The sequence below is a fragment of the Shewanella sp. DC2-4 genome, from assembly GCF_013248875.1.
In the GTDB taxonomy this organism is placed as follows: domain Bacteria; phylum Pseudomonadota; class Gammaproteobacteria; order Enterobacterales; family Shewanellaceae; genus Shewanella; species Shewanella oncorhynchi.
Genome location: NZ_JABRVR010000002.1, coordinates 340620 through 354794 on the forward strand (window position 1 = coordinate 340620; position 14175 = coordinate 354794).

Annotated in this window: 13 protein-coding genes; all 13 read right to left on the reverse strand. The window is 48.3% G+C overall.

All coding sequences use genetic code 11. The features are described from left to right. Window positions 1–8: 8 nt before the first annotated feature. The 13 genes from HQQ92_RS02140 to rpoZ all read right to left on the reverse strand — a co-directional run bounded on the left by HQQ92_RS02140 (window position 9) and on the right by rpoZ (window position 14158). Complete coding sequence (locus tag HQQ92_RS02140) at window positions 9–263, reverse strand: phosphopantetheine-binding protein (protein ID WP_011787697.1); 255 nt, start codon at window positions 261–263, stop codon at window positions 9–11. After that, complete coding sequence (locus tag HQQ92_RS02145) at window positions 247–1122, reverse strand: 1-acyl-sn-glycerol-3-phosphate acyltransferase (RefSeq protein WP_173242769.1); 876 nt, start codon at window positions 1120–1122, stop codon at window positions 247–249. Before HQQ92_RS02145 ends, HQQ92_RS02140 begins: the two co-directional genes overlap by 17 nt. Next, on the reverse strand, window positions 1115–1852 hold the full coding sequence (locus HQQ92_RS02150; protein ID WP_113941113.1) for a beta-ketoacyl synthase chain length factor: 738 nt from the start codon (window positions 1850–1852) through the stop codon (window positions 1115–1117). The genes HQQ92_RS02145 and HQQ92_RS02150 overlap by 8 nt, the downstream gene beginning before the upstream one ends. Before the next feature lie 337 nt (window positions 1853–2189). Continuing rightward, window positions 2190–3086, reverse strand: coding sequence for a DUF3014 domain-containing protein (locus HQQ92_RS02155; RefSeq protein ID WP_173242771.1), 897 nt, complete (start codon window positions 3084–3086; stop codon window positions 2190–2192). A 203-nt stretch (window positions 3087–3289) separates the two neighbouring features. Next, window positions 3290–5365, reverse strand: coding sequence for an ATP-dependent DNA helicase RecG (recG, locus tag HQQ92_RS02160; RefSeq protein ID WP_173242773.1), 2076 nt, complete (start codon window positions 5363–5365; stop codon window positions 3290–3292). 191 nt (window positions 5366–5556) lie between these two features. Continuing rightward, a complete protein-coding gene (locus HQQ92_RS02165) occupies window positions 5557–6153 on the reverse strand; it encodes a DNA-binding response regulator (RefSeq protein ID WP_113941110.1) in 597 nt (198 codons plus the stop codon). After that, window positions 6153–7232 (reverse strand): sensor histidine kinase, encoded by a 1080-nt coding sequence (locus HQQ92_RS02170; RefSeq protein ID WP_173242775.1) that lies wholly within the window; start codon window positions 7230–7232, stop codon window positions 6153–6155. The genes HQQ92_RS02165 and HQQ92_RS02170 overlap by 1 nt, the downstream gene beginning before the upstream one ends. A 118-nt stretch (window positions 7233–7350) precedes the next feature. Next, complete coding sequence (locus tag HQQ92_RS02175) at window positions 7351–8055, reverse strand: tetratricopeptide repeat protein (RefSeq protein WP_173242777.1); 705 nt, start codon at window positions 8053–8055, stop codon at window positions 7351–7353. A gap of 249 nt (window positions 8056–8304) precedes the next feature. Next, window positions 8305–9249, reverse strand: a complete 945-nt coding sequence (locus HQQ92_RS02180) for a calcium/sodium antiporter (RefSeq protein WP_105251158.1) — start codon at window positions 9247–9249, stop codon at window positions 8305–8307. Window positions 9250–9430: 181 nt separating this feature from the next. Then, window positions 9431–11095 (reverse strand): AMP-binding protein, encoded by a 1665-nt coding sequence (locus HQQ92_RS02185; RefSeq protein WP_173242780.1) that lies wholly within the window; start codon window positions 11093–11095, stop codon window positions 9431–9433. A 227-nt stretch (window positions 11096–11322) separates the two neighbouring features. Next, the gene (locus tag HQQ92_RS02190; protein ID WP_105251160.1) at window positions 11323–11706 is read right to left on the reverse strand and encodes a RidA family protein; all 384 of its coding nucleotides are present in this window, start codon (window positions 11704–11706) and stop codon (window positions 11323–11325) included. 25 nt (window positions 11707–11731) lie between these two features. Further along, the gene (spoT, locus tag HQQ92_RS02195; RefSeq protein ID WP_105251161.1) at window positions 11732–13837 is read right to left on the reverse strand and encodes a bifunctional GTP diphosphokinase/guanosine-3',5'-bis pyrophosphate 3'-pyrophosphohydrolase; all 2106 of its coding nucleotides are present in this window, start codon (window positions 13835–13837) and stop codon (window positions 11732–11734) included. 42 nt (window positions 13838–13879) lie between these two features. Next, complete coding sequence (rpoZ, locus tag HQQ92_RS02200; RefSeq protein WP_007651394.1) at window positions 13880–14158, reverse strand: DNA-directed RNA polymerase subunit omega; 279 nt, start codon at window positions 14156–14158, stop codon at window positions 13880–13882. Window positions 14159–14175 lie beyond the last annotated feature (17 nt).

A 14175-nucleotide genomic window follows, 5' to 3' on the forward strand; every position in this document is an offset into this window, starting at 1 on the left:
TTCCTCTCCTATGGACGCTGTGATTCGATAAAGCGAGCTAAGCTGGCAACACTGTGGAAATGAGCCTTAGTGGCATCCGAATTGGCTTCGATTTTGACATCAAATTTTTTCTTGATGGCTAAGCCGAGCTCGAGGGCGTCGATAGAATCTAAGCCTAAACCTTCGCCAAATAGCGGCGCATCGGTTTCAATATCATCAATGCTGACGTCTTCTAGATCGAGACAGTCGATGATTAACTGCTTTATTTCATTGTTTAAGTTCATAATTATTTTCGAGTTGTTGTTTATAGTAATGTTCAAGATCCCGCGTCAGCTGCCGGGCCATTTTTGCATGCTCACCTAAAGCCGCTTGGTATTTCTGGTAAGAAACGATTGTGCCGATTTCAACGGCCATTCCCATGGTTTGCCTTGGGATTTCATACCAAGGTTGCTCCTTTGTCAAACCACGCACATTGGTACGTAGCACCACAGGTAAAATATCCGCTTCGGCCCTTAAGGCGATATTGGCAGCGCCGCGGGCAAAGTGGTTAATGGTCGCACCGACCACCGTACGCGTGCCCTCGGGGAAGATAATTAAATTGGTGCCTCTTGCGAGCACTTCGCGGCAATCCTCTAGCATGAGTTCGGCGCCGCGATTGGGAATATAACCTGCGCAGGACACCACCCCCCGCAAAAATGGATTACGCCACAAAGCTTGTTTGACTATGCAGCCCGCATTGGGCATGAGACTTATCAATACCACCACATCGACTAAACTGGGGTGATTGGCTATGACGATAACGCCTCTGGCATCATGTAATTTTTGGGCATCGTGGCTGCTGACCTTAATCACACCTGCCCAAGTGAGCATGGCGACAAAGCCTTTGAACATTAAATGCACGGCCTTTTGTACCCGAATAATCCGCGCCTCTGGTGTGCCTGGCCAAAAACGCAGTAGTGGCAGAATGGTCAAGGAGCTTAATAAGCCGCCTAAGCCAAAGGCGATATAACAACTCACGCCACCTAGCCAACGTGGCACATAATTCAGCCCTTCGCGGCGAGTTTCCGGCAAGGTATAAGCGGCATTGAGCATTGAATCTTCATGGCCCTTAGCGGCGTCATGGCTGTGGGCTGCATCAAACATGCTCAAGTCTCCAATGCCATTGGGATAAGCAGCCTGAAATATTTTGCGCCGTTGCTAGGGCGTGGATAAATGCACCATAGGTCAGCGGATTTAAAGCTGTTGCCTTAGAAATACGGCTCACTGTGAGCTTGGCCGAAGCGGGTGTATCGAAGGGCGCGAGCTGTAGGCCTAGGGCCAAAGGTAATTCAAATTCTTGGGTAAACTCATCGTACACAGGAGGCACTGGATCATCACCGAAGACCAATAACAATGGTTCTGGCGATTGATGTAATTGGGCGAAGGCTTCGACCATAGCTTGGGACAGGGTTTCTGTGCCCGCCGCAACTGAGGTTGAAGGCGCTGTATTGGCCGCCACTATGCCAAAAATGCCGCTGGCGGTGTTGTGCACCGACTGACTAAAACCTAAGGGCGATAAGGGTTGTTTGGCGATAATGTCTTCGAGTAGGCCAATGGTGCGCTGCAACTCTCCATGGCGCGAGGCAAAAATAGAGCGACAATTTGCAGGCATTTCGCACTGAAAACTCACCTCTAACATCATCTTAGTCAAGCGACTAAAACGGCGGCGCTGCATGGCGGGAATTTGTTTGAGTGCGGGAGCGGTGGTATCCGACTGTGGTGGCGTATCGAGATTGAGCTCAGCCGAACTCTCGCACCAAGTTTGCCAACTTTGATGGTGCTGATATTGGGGGGCCCAAGCGCCCCAAGAGAGAATGCTGAATGTTAGTTGCACTACTTTGCCTCGACACTAAATTTAAGCTGTCTTAGTTATCCCTAACTAAGTTAGAACATTAATGGATTGTCATACCATAGTGAGGAGTATACGCGTTAGAAGAATGACGCTCGAAATGCCCTCTACAGCGTGGTCATTCTACACTATGCCCCTTCTTTTTATGAAGCCATTTGCATTGTGCGGGTTAACGGAATGGGATCAAGTGCTGTGATTTACAGCACTTATTCGACATTGAGTAACAAATATCGCAGTGGCTATCTGATTGCGCAGACGCTTTAACTTACAGGTTAAAATGAAAAAAGGCGCACTGAGCGCCTTTTGGCATGAGCTTGATAACCTATTGCGACAATTGATTCTCGATTTTACGCAGCGCTACTTTCAACTTGCGAGTATTTTCTGGACCCATACGGATCAACAGTTTTTGTGCACTGGGTAGTGCCTCTAAGTTAGGGTCAACGAATTGATAGTTAACGCTAATTGAATTCAGCTCAATCGGATCTTCAATAATAGGTGCTGCGAGTAACATTTTAATCGCTTGCAGCATTCTGTCGTTAAATTTGGCGTTGCTGTAGCCGAGTTCGGTAAAGGCTTCCTCTAGGAGCGGCGTCAGTTGCTTGTAAGTTGTGATTAAGCTCTGTTCGTCCATTTTGGCAATCGAGTCAACATAGGCATCGTATCTGTGGAAACCCTCAGGATTTAAATACACTTTGTTGGTGATTTCTGAGACTGAGAACAGCTTCTCTGGTCCTTTAAGTGGGCTAACTTTACGGGTTAATTCACCCTGAGCTAGGTTATCCACGAATACCACAAATTGGCGGACGAGATCTTGCTGCACTAACGAAGAACTCAGCACATTGTTATTGATCATGGCGAGAGCTTTTTGTTGCACAAATGCATCACTTTCAGCCAGCACAGGCACAGGTTCTACGACAACTTCAGGCTCTGCCACTGCAGTGGTTTCAGTGCTATTAGTGTTCGTTTCTGTAACGGCAGGCGTCGTCTCAGTGGTTTCAGGCTCTGGCTCACTTTCGAGCGTCATAGGTTCAGATGGCGGTGTTTCAGGCAATACAATAGGGGCGTTAGGAATGAGTTTAGGTGAGTCAGAATCACCGCTGTAGTAATAATATCCTCCGGCAGAAAGTAGCACGACGAGCACTATCGCAAAAAGCGCAAAGCGATTGCTGCTAGAAGAAGTCTCTTGAGGTGTTATTCTATCATCTTGATTAACTTGCATTTTACATCCTTCGCTTGAGTGTCAAGGTAACTTGGTGAATACATGCAGCTAACATTAAAGTGCAAGAGCGGGCTATTTGAAGGCCGCAGGTTCATTTTGCAAGTTTCCATGCGCTTGTCTATAGCGCTTAGCTGAACATAAACAATTTATTTCGAGTAAAGGCTGATGTTACGCCTCGTCCTTTACCCTTTAATATTTACGGCTTAAGCCTGCACATAGTGCTGCCTGTGCCCGAGCCAACGTAAAATAATTGCATCGACCTTTTCGGGGGCTTGCACCATTACATGGCTCGCTAATTTCTGAATGTGTGGGATCAAAGCTTGATCGCGCACCAGATCGGCAATTTTGAGCTCAGCCAGTCCCGTCTGCTTAGTGCCAAGCACTTCACCCGGGCCACGAATTTCTAAATCTTTCTGCGCTATGATGAAACCATCATTGCTTTGTCTGAGTACACTCAGTCTTTGGGTGGCGGTATGGCTCAACGGCGCCTTGTAGAGTAACACACAATGGCTTGCGATGGCGCCTCGACCGACTCGTCCGCGCAGTTGATGTAGTTGTGCTAGACCTAAACGTTCAGGGTTTTCAATGATCATCAGGCTGGCATTAGGCACGTCGACGCCCACTTCAATCACGGTTGTCGCTACCAGTAGATGAATAATGCCTGCCTTAAAGTCGGCCATGATTTGCTGTTTCTCGGCGCTCTTCAACCTGCCATGCACTAGGCCAATATTGAGCTCGGGCAGGGCGAGGCGCAGTTCTTCGGCTGTGTCTTCGGCGGCTTGGCATTCGAGCACTTCGGATTCTTCAATCAGAGTACACACCCAATAGGCCTGACGTTGGTCGCTGATGACGGCGTTACGCACCCGTTCAAGCACTTCGTTACGGCGTAAATCAGCAATCGCCACTGTGGTCACTGGAGTTCGCCCCGGCGGCAGTTCATCGATAATGGACGTGTCGAGATCTGCATAGGCCGTCATCGCAAGCGTGCGGGGAATAGGTGTGGCTGTCATGATCAATTGATGCGGGTGGAAACCTTGGTTCACGCCCTTTTCCCGCAGGCCTAAGCGTTGGTGTACGCCGAATCTGTGTTGCTCATCGATAATAATTAACGCGAGTTTGCTAAAGACTACATGCTGCTGGAAGATGGCATGGGTCCCAATTACCATCTGGGCTGCGCCAGATTCAATATCCGCAAGGGATTGGGCTCTGACCTTACCTTTGAGTTTGCCCGCCAGCCAACCGACCTTAAGCCCGAGTGGCTCAAACCAAGCGGCAAAGTTAGTCGCATGCTGCTCGGCCAATAGCTCGGTTGGCGCCATCATGGCAACTTGATAACCGTTTTCAATCGCTTGCAATGCCGCCATCGCCGCGACTAAGGTTTTACCTGAGCCAACATCCCCTTGCACTAAGCGCATCATAGGGTGCGGCTGTTCTAAATCTTTGCCTATATCAGCCACGACTCTTTGCTGGGCGCCAGTCGGCTTAAAGGGCAAAGCCGCGAGGAAGGGATTGAGCAACTGCCCCGTGGCCTGCATGGTGACAGCGGCATCTAAATTACTGCGCTGCCTTAGGCGTAACATACTGAGATTGTGGGCGAGTAATTCTTCCTGCACGAGTCGTTGCTGGGCTGGGTGTTGGCCTAGCTCTAAATCGAACTGAGAGATCCCCGCAGGAGGACGATGTAGCGTCTGCAGCGCTTGTTTAAGGCTGATGTTGTTAGGTTGCAATTGCGGTGGTAGCAGCTCAGTTAAGCCACCCTCTTCTAGCAATACCAAGGCTTGCTCCGTCAGCTTTAGCCAACTCGCCTGTTTTAAGCCCTCAGTCGTGGGATAAATCGGCGTTAGGGTATCACTCAGGTGAACATCTTCACCGGGATACACCACTTTATATTCTGGATGCACTATCTCAGCTTGATGACTACCACGGCGCACTTCACCATAGGCGCGGATCATCAAACCATTTTGCATGGCATTACGCTGAGCAACGGAAAAGTTAAAGAAGCGCAGGCTTAAGCTGCCCGTATCGTCGCGCACATTGCAGACCAGCATGCGCTTGCGGCCTTGGATGATTTGTGTCGATTGGATTTCAGCTTCTATAGTGCCATAACCGCCTAGGCTGAGGGCGGCAATGGGATAGATTTGGGTTCTATCTTCGTAGCGCAGGGGTAAGTGAAACAGCAGATCTTGTACTGTTGTGATGCCGAGCTTTGCGAGTTTCTCCGCGACCTTTTTGGCGACGCCTTTGAGGTCGGTGATCGGAACAAGATCCAATTGCTGCAAGTCGTTAGCACTCAATCACTGTGAATTTATACATATATTAACAGAGAATAAGCGTAAGGCAATCTCAAGGGGAATTAGGGTGTTATCAAATTTTGTTTGGAAGCATAGCTAATATCTTTTTGCGACCTTAAGGCCGCAAAATTGTTGATAAGATATCGTTAGGCTGAAAGCGTGGTTAACTGTGAGTGTTATTACAACCAGCCTTTTTGCTTGGCAATGCGGGCTGCATCGATTCGATTACTGGCATTGAGCTTGGCTATGGCTTCTGAGAGGTAGTTGCGAACAGTCCCTTCGGCGATAAAAAGAGTTTCGGCGATGTCGGAGGTGGATTTGCCTTCGCTAGCGAGGCGAAGAGCGCGGCGTTCTTTGTCGTTGAGCGGGTCGACATCGCCAATCGCCATCATGGCAAGTTCAGGATCGATCACTCGTTTTCCCGCCATCACTTGTTGAATCGCGTTGACTAAGGTTTCCGAGGGCGCATCTTTAAGCAGAAAGCCGCCCACACCCGCTTCGATGGCACGTTTAATATAGCCCGCACGGCCGAAGGTGGTAATGACCACTATCTTGGTTTGGCTATGTTGCTCCTTTAACCATGTGGCCAGCTCTAAGCCTGTGCGGCCGGGCATTTCGATATCCGTTAGCAAGAGATCAAAGCTTTGCTGTTTGAGTAAGCTTAGAGCTTCGTCGCCGTCACTCGCTTGGGTGATACTAAAACCCCCTGCAAGCGTAAGGAGTGCGGCGAGTGCTCCTCGCACCATAGCTTGATCTTCCGCCAATAAAATCTTCATTAATGTGTTGCTCCCTGCAAAGGTAAACTGACGGTAAAGGTATATCCCTGTTCGAGATTATAGCTCAAGCTGCCGCCTAAACTGTCGAGACGCTCGCGTATACCAGTGAGGCCATTACCCTCTATAAAAGGTTTGGCCGCGGCATTGTCTTTGACTTCGAGCAGCAGGCGGTCTGATTGCTTAGAAAAGTGGATAGAGCATTCACTTGCACCGCTATGGCGAAGAATATTATTAATGAGTTCGGTGAGGATCAAACTCAGTTGGCTTTCTGTGCTTGCACCTAGCTTGGGTAGCTCACCACTGAGCTCGACACTTAAGCCTTTATCCCTTAATGATTTACAAAGCTGCGTCACGCAACTCTCTAGGCCCTTGTGTTTGTAGTCTGACACTGTGTGGCGGATCTGGCTTAAACTTTCCCTCGCAATTTGTCCTAGCTCAATCAATTGGGTTGATGCGAGTTCATATTCTTGTTTTGCGATAAGCTTTTCGGCTAGCTCAGCCTTAAGGGCGATGGAAGAAAGGCTATGCCCCATAATGTCGTGTAGATCCCGCGCGATACGTTCACGCTCAAGCATAGTGGCCAAGGTGGTAATTTCTTGGGCACTTTGCTGTTCTTTCAATTTATGCCGATAACGTCTGCGTTCGGCGACACCAAACATGCCCACGCCGAGCACTAATCCCGAGCCGTAAAGTGGAAAGTAGTAACTGTTAAAGTGGTAAATCTCATTGAGGGCAAACAACAGGCCGATGAGGGCTGCAATAGCCAACAGACAGGTCCGGAGAGGATAAAAAAAGCCAATGAAGAAGGCGGCAAAGGTAAATAGCGAGATAGAGCCTGGGTTGATTGGTGTGATCGCTATTGCTATGGCCACCATAATGAGAATGGGCAGATAGGCGCTACGGCTATTGCACTTATAGGTCCAAAAATAACTGGCAATAAAAGGGATTAACACGGCAAAACTGAGGGCGATTTTCCAGCTTGGATAGGGATTTATGGCAAGTGGGATCAGATAAAACACTAAGTTTATCAAATACACCCAAGCAAGTTTTCGTTCGAGCTGAAGGGGAGTGCTTATCATGATGCCTCTGTGTCACTGAGTTGGTTGTTGAATGCCCACCGATGGCATCTGTTTTAATTTATTCTTTTTAGGGATTGGCGCTATCGTCAGCGCCATAGATCCCCGTTAACAACTTTGTCTATTTTGCACTTAATTGCTGATTTTGTTGAAGCAAAAATTTTGCCCAACCATAATCTGCTTGTACTTTGATCGCTTGTTGCCAATCTTCAATCGCGCCTTGGCTATCACCTAATTCCTGTTTAGCGAGCCCGCGCCACGTGTAGGCTTCGGCTTCACCCCAGCAAATGTTGTCGCAAGGCTGGGCGAATCTTTCTATGGCCGTAGTGGCTAAGGTCTTAGCATTTTGCATGCTGCCGCCAAATATGGCTGGGGTGTTATAGGCGGCGATGGCTTTAACAAGCGCTACCCGTGGATTTTGTGGTTCTAATTGTTCGGCACCGGCAATCGCCTTGGCGGATTTCATGCCGAGCGTTGCACCTTTGCTATTGTCTAAGGCGATTTGCATGCCATAAACCGACGATAATAGCGCGAGGGATTCTGCATTCGCTTGGCTGGTTTCGAGTGCTTCTAATGTGGTTTGCGCTGCACTCAGTGCGCTGCTAGCGAGTGTTTTCTGCCCCATTACATTGGCACTGATGGCTAAGCGATAGTTCGCATAGGCTTTATCATAATCTTGAGTGCTGCCGCTCAGTTGTTGTAATTGCGTTAGATTCATCGCATTCGAGGCCGCGTCTACGTTGGTGATGCTAGTGTTTGATGGCGTTGCTGCAAACGAGTGAGTACTGATAAGCACAAAGCTGGAGGCGAGGAGTAATGTTTTCATGGTATTTCCTTATTGAGTGAGTTTCCCAATGTTTGGGTACGGGCTCATTATCAGAAATTCGATAGAAGAAGTGCAGACACAAAGGTCATGGCTTTGGCATGACAAATGTCATCAGTTGAGTTGTGTGCTTATATTTTTTATGAGGTGTGCTTTAAAGAAGGTGCGTGATGAATAAAGGACTGCAATACCTAGAGAGCAAAACACCGGAGAGGCTCCGGTGTTTTTTTATCGTAAATGAGCAGCTAAGTGTTATACCACAGCTTGAGTGCTCGCTTGGTTTATTAGGTAGCCCAAGTAACCTAAGTAGCACAGTAGTAATACTGAACCTTCGCGGCGGCCAATACGAAATCCTGTCCAAGCGAAAGGTAAAATCATGATGGCAAATGCCAACATCACGATGAAATCAAAGGGTTGGAAGCCAAGTGATGATACCGGCTGTACTATTGCAGTAATACCTAAAATACCCAAAATATTGAATATGTTAGAACCGACAACGTTACCTATGGCTATGTCACTCTGACCTTTCAGTGCCGCTAGAACAGAAGTTACTAACTCTGGCATACTGGTACCAATCGCCACGATCGTTAAGCCGATAATGACTTCACTGATACCGAAGGTCTTGGCTAAATCTACTGCGCCGTTGACAAACAAAATACCGCCACCGACTAACATACCAATACCGACTAAGATAAATAGGGCTGAAAGTAGCGGATTATTTGGACCCGCTTCAATCTCTTCCTCTTCATTACCATTTTTCGAGCTGATGTAACTAAAGGCTAAATAACCGAACAGTAGTGACAGCAATATCACACCGTCAATTAGGCTGAGCTCGCCATCTAACAAGAGTGCCCAGAACAACATGGAAGCCAATATCATCAAAGGGATATCACGCTTTACGACTTGAGATTGCACTTGAATAGGGCGGATAAGTGCCGTGATGGCTAAAATCAAACCTATGTTAGCAATGTTAGAGCCAATAACGTTACCTAAGGCGATACCGCTGTTTCCTGCTAGAGCAGATTTTACACTCACAGCCAGTTCTGGTGCGCTAGTACCAAAGGCTACAATAGTTAAGCCTATGATAAGTGGCGTAATACCTAAACGTAGAGCGATAGAACTCGCGCCACGAACTAGGGCTTCAGCGCCTAAGGTTAAAATAATAAAACCGCCAATAATCGATAGTGTAATTAGCATCGTTAGACTCTGTTAAACCTAATATTGAATGGAAAAGTACAAGGGAATTGCCCCTTGGCCGACTGGCGCACATGATACGTGGTTTTATCGGATTTTGACAGAATATGTCATAAAAAAGCACACCCTAGGCGTGCTTAGTTTTAGCTGATGACCATACTCGCCAACTGATTGTTTGGCCTAGTTATTTTTGAGTTAATTCATCTTCCCAGCGGACTTGGGCGCCACGAATGCCGTCAACTCGTTCGCTAAAGGCTTTTTCAAGCACATGGCGTTTGATTTTGAGGGTAGGTGTGAGCGCATCATTTTCAATCGTCCAAGGATCACTGACCACGACAATCGCATCGACATGTTCGTGTGACTCTAAGTGCGGATTAACGCTATCGAGTGTCGCTTTGAGTGAGGAGCGGACTTCTTCGCGGGCTTGTAGATTTGCCCCTTCGGATAACTGCACTAGTGCGACGGGATGTGGCAGACCAGAGCCAATCACGCAGATCAGTTCAACATGGGGATCCTGCGCCAATTTACGTTCGATAGGCACGGGCGCTACATATTTGCCCTTGGCGGTTTTAAAGTTGTCTTTCACTCGGCCAGTAATAGTGACATAACCATCGGCATCAATTGAGCAGAGATCGCCTGTGTGGAAGAAACCATCAGCATCGAATGCCGCTGCAGTAGCTTCAGGCTGCAGATAATAAGCTGTCATTAATCCCGGACTCTTGAGCAGTAGCTCACCATCCTCGCCTTGGCGGATCTGGCAATCCTCAACTGGGCGGCCAACAGTACCAATTTTACGCGCATCAAAAGGATAGTTGATGATCGAATAGGCACAGTTTTCTGTCATACCCCAAGCTTCGCAGATATTAAGACCAATACTGTGATACCAGTGGATCAGTGATGGCGGAATAGGCGCCGAGCCAGAGCCGAGTAGACGACAATGGTTTAAACCTAAACCCTTATGGATTTTGTATTTCACAAAGCTGCTAAGCAGTGGGATTTTCAGCAATAGATTAAGTTTACTGACCCCAATTTTGTCGATAATGTTTTTCTGAAACAGGCTCCATAACCGTGGTACCGAGAAGAATACCGTTGGTTTTGCCCGTTGAACATCGACAACGAAGGAGTCGAGACTTTCAACGAAAGCCACCACACTACCTGAGTAGAAGGATGATCCTTCAATCGCAACGCGCTCAGTGATGTGGGCTAAGGGTAAATAGGATAAAAGTCTATCGTCGCCATCGGTGCGCAGGTCACGGACTACCGCTTGGCAAGTCCAGCCATAGCTCGCGAAGGTTTGAATCGCGCCCTTAGGTTGGCCAGTTGAGCCAGAGGTATAGATGAGTGTCATCACTTGATCTGGAGTAGGCAGCGGGGCATTAACTAAGGGGTAGCCTAGCTTAAGTAATTGTTCCCATTGATATTGTGCTGGCATCGTATCATAGGGCATAGCAAGGCGAAGTAGCTCGCCGCCGACACCAGCCTCTTGGTCTGCCCAATGGTCAAGCTTGCCGAGAAAAATGGCTTTTGCGCCACTGTGTTGCAGCACATAGCGAATAGTATCTGTGTTGGCGGTAGGGTAAATAGGTACGCTGACGTAGCCGCCGTGCATCAACGCGAGGTCGGTGATAAACCATTCGGCACAGTTTTTAGAGAGAACGGCAATTTTATCACCACGCTCTAAGCCTAAGTGATGTAAGGCTCCGGCAAGTTGTTGAACTTTTTCTTGAACTTCAGCCCAAGTAAAATCAAGGAATTGACCCTTGATCGGTTGGCGTAAATAGACTTGGTCCCCCTGAGTATTAGCCCAGTGCGCCAGCATTTCAATTGGCGTCTTAATCGCTGTATCCATTGGCAATTCCCTGTTATTTATTGTTCTTTTGGCTGTACCCAGTATGGCGAGTTTTGTGAGCTCGCGCAAATAGTTTACAAGATTGTAAAATATGAGAATGGAGCGCAAAGCCTACAAGTTGAGTGTGAAAGCAAGATGAAGAGAGTGGCGAGCGGGGGGTTGGATTGTGTTGGCAACAAAAAGGCGCCGTAGCGCCTTTTTGTTTATAGAAGGTGAAATGCTAGCGCTTACAGCTCCATCACGCCGTCCATTTCAACTTGAGAATCCTTCGGCAATTGCTTCACGCCGATAGCAGCACGGGCTGGGTATGGCTGGCTGAAGTAACGGCTCATGATTTCATTCACTTTAGCGAAGTGGCTTAAATCAATCAGGAAGATGTTGAGCTTAACGATATCGTTGATTGAACCACCCGCAGCAGCACAAACCGCCGTTAGGTTTTCAAATACTTGCACGACTTGTGCTTCAAAATCATCGCTGACAATTTGCATTGTGCTTGGCACGAGCGGGATCTGGCCAGATAAATACACTGTGCTGCCGACTTTAACCGCTTGTGAATACGTGCCTATGGCCGCTGGGGCGTTTTCAGTCGCTATGATGATTTTTTCTGCCATGACGCTCTCTTTAGTGTTGAGTTAATTAACGATTACGGGACGTGCGCAGTACTTCGGGCAGTACCCTAATTCGGCGCATCACATTGGCTAAATGGATCCTGTCTTTCACCGAAATCCGCAGGTTGATCAAATACACGCGACCATCACGTTCTTCAGTGCTGAGGTTGTGAATGTTTGAACCTTCGGCGGCAATGATCGAGGTGATCTTCGCCAGTGCACCTTGGTGGTTAACAATTTCCACCCGCAGATTGGCTTGATAATCAACGCCTTCAACATTATCCCATTGTACGGGAATATACTTGTCTGGCTCGCCTTGATAACCACGAATATTGGCACAGTTTTCCATGTGTACCACTAAGCCCTTACCTTGGCTCACGTGGGCTATCACGGCATCACCTGGGATGGGGCGGCAACAGTTAGCGAAGGTAACGAGCATGCCTTCGGCGCCACGAATTGGCATCATGTGGCCGTCGCGACTTTCTTGATTCTCAAGATTATCGCCAATCAAACGCTGGGCGATAACAATACTCATGGCATTGCCAAGGCCGATGTCGGCGAGCAGCGAATCGAGCGTCGTATGTTTAGTATCGCGGATCACTTTTTCAATCTGCTCAGGCGCAATGCTGTCGAGTTTGGTTTTGCCTAGCGCATGGTTAAGCAGGCGGCGACCGAGTGCAATCGCATCATCACCTTTAAGGCTTTTCAGCACTTGGCGGATTTTAGCGCGAGCTTTACCGGTTACCACAAAGTTCAGCCAAGCGGCATTAGGACGGGCGCCTTTAGCGGTAATGATTTCAACGGTTTGGCCAGATATTAACGGTTGGCTAAGCGGATACGCTTGGCGGTTAACACGGGCGCCGACGCAAGTATTACCTACGTCCGTATGCACTTCGTAGGCAAAGTCTACCGCGGTGGCATTGACGGGTAATTCCAGAATGCGACCTTCAGGGGTGAACACATAAATCTCTTCAGGGAAGAGTTCAGTCTTCACGTTTTCAACGAATTCGAATGAGGTGCTAGCGCTTTGTTGTAGCTCCAACAAGCTTTGCATCCACTTACGGGCACGCACTTGAGTCGTCGTGCCTTGGCCTGTTTGCGCACCGCCTTTGTAGGCCCAGTGTGCGGCGACCCCTTTGTCAGCCATCTGATCCATATCTTCGGTACGAATTTGGATCTCAACGGGCACGCCGTGTGGACCAAATAAAGAGGTATGGAGTGACTGATAACCGTTGGCTTTAGGGATAGCGATATAATCTTTGAAACGACCGGGACGAGGCTTGTACAGTCCATGCATGGCGCCAAGTACGCGATAACAAGTGTCGATGGAATCGACTATCACCCTAAAGGCGTAGATATCCATGACTTCTTGGAATTGCAGCTCTTTACTCTGCATCTTGTTATAGATGGAGTAGAGGTTTTTCTCGCGACCTTTGACTTTCCCTGGAATACCCGCATCATTTAAGCGTGTATACACAGCGGCTTCGATGCCTTGGATCAATTCTTTGCGATTGCCACGGGCGGCTTTAACGACTTCTTTAAGCACCCGATATCGCATTGGATAATAAGCTTGGAAACCTAAGTCTTCTAACTCTGTCTTGATGTTATGGATACCGAGACGGTTAGCGATGGGCGCGTAGATTTCTAAGGTTTCGCGGGCGATACGGCGACGTTTGTCGGGACGCAGTGCGCCTAAGGTACGCATGTTGTGGGTTCTATCGGCAAGCTTGATGAGGATAACGCGGATATCCTGCGTCATCGCCATCATCATTTTACGGAAGTTTTCAGCCTGGGCTTCTTTCTTGTCGCGAAATTTTAGCTTATCGAGTTTTGACACGCCTTCGACGAGTTCGGCCACCGCGACACCGAATAGTTCGGCTAAGTCGTCTTTGGTGACATGGGTATCTTCGATGGTGTCATGGAGCAGTGCTGCCATCAGCGTCTCATGATCAAGACGCATGTCAGCAAGGATGCGGGCAACCGCAACCGGATGAGTAATATAAGGTTCGCCACTCGTGCGCATTTGCCCTTCGTGGGCATCGCGCGCAATCTGGTACGCCTGCTTGAGCAATTCTACCTGTTCAGGTTCTAAGTAACCGGAAGCAGACTCCTTTAGACCTTCAAACAGATACAAGTGGCAGCTCTCCTTTTACCTAAATAGGTTTTTACTCAAAAACTATAATGAACGACCTTCAGCAATGGCTGCAACCGCTGCAATTTCAGCGGCTTCACGTTCACGCACCGTTTGACGCTCATCTGCATCTAAGGTGTGAGCGTTAACTAAACCTAGTTCGATTTCACGCAGGGCGATAACCGTGGGTTTGTCGTTCATCTCTTCAACCATAGGGTCTTTACCCTGCACGGCGATTTGGCGAGCACGACGCGCCGCAACCAAGATCATATCAAAACGGTTGCCGATTTGTTCTACGGCGTCTTCTACAGTTACGCGAGCCATGTGTTGAAACTCCAGTT

Excerpts from the sequence above, each read along its gene's own strand:
- HQQ92_RS02140 (WP_011787697.1), bottom strand. The coding sequence starts at position 263 with ATGAACTTAAACAATGAAATAAAGCAGTTAATCATCGACTGTCTCGAT.
- HQQ92_RS02145 (WP_173242769.1), bottom strand. The coding sequence starts at position 1,122 with ATGTTTGATGCAGCCCACAGCCATGACGCCGCTAAGGGCCATGAAGAT.
- HQQ92_RS02155 (WP_173242771.1), bottom strand. The coding sequence starts at position 3,086 with ATGCAAGTTAATCAAGATGATAGAATAACACCTCAAGAGACTTCTTCT.
- HQQ92_RS02165 (WP_113941110.1), bottom strand. The coding sequence starts at position 6,153 with ATGAAGATTTTATTGGCGGAAGATCAAGCTATGGTGCGAGGAGCACTC.
- HQQ92_RS02170 (WP_173242775.1), bottom strand. The coding sequence starts at position 7,232 with ATGATAAGCACTCCCCTTCAGCTCGAACGAAAACTTGCTTGGGTGTAT.
- HQQ92_RS02175 (WP_173242777.1), bottom strand. The coding sequence starts at position 8,055 with ATGAAAACATTACTCCTCGCCTCCAGCTTTGTGCTTATCAGTACTCAC.
- HQQ92_RS02180 (WP_105251158.1), bottom strand. The coding sequence starts at position 9,249 with ATGCTAATTACACTATCGATTATTGGCGGTTTTATTATTTTAACCTTA.
- HQQ92_RS02185 (WP_173242780.1), bottom strand. The coding sequence starts at position 11,095 with ATGGATACAGCGATTAAGACGCCAATTGAAATGCTGGCGCACTGGGCT.
- HQQ92_RS02190 (WP_105251160.1), bottom strand. The coding sequence starts at position 11,706 with ATGGCAGAAAAAATCATCATAGCGACTGAAAACGCCCCAGCGGCCATA.
- rpoZ (WP_007651394.1), bottom strand. The coding sequence starts at position 14,158 with ATGGCTCGCGTAACTGTAGAAGACGCCGTAGAACAAATCGGCAACCGT.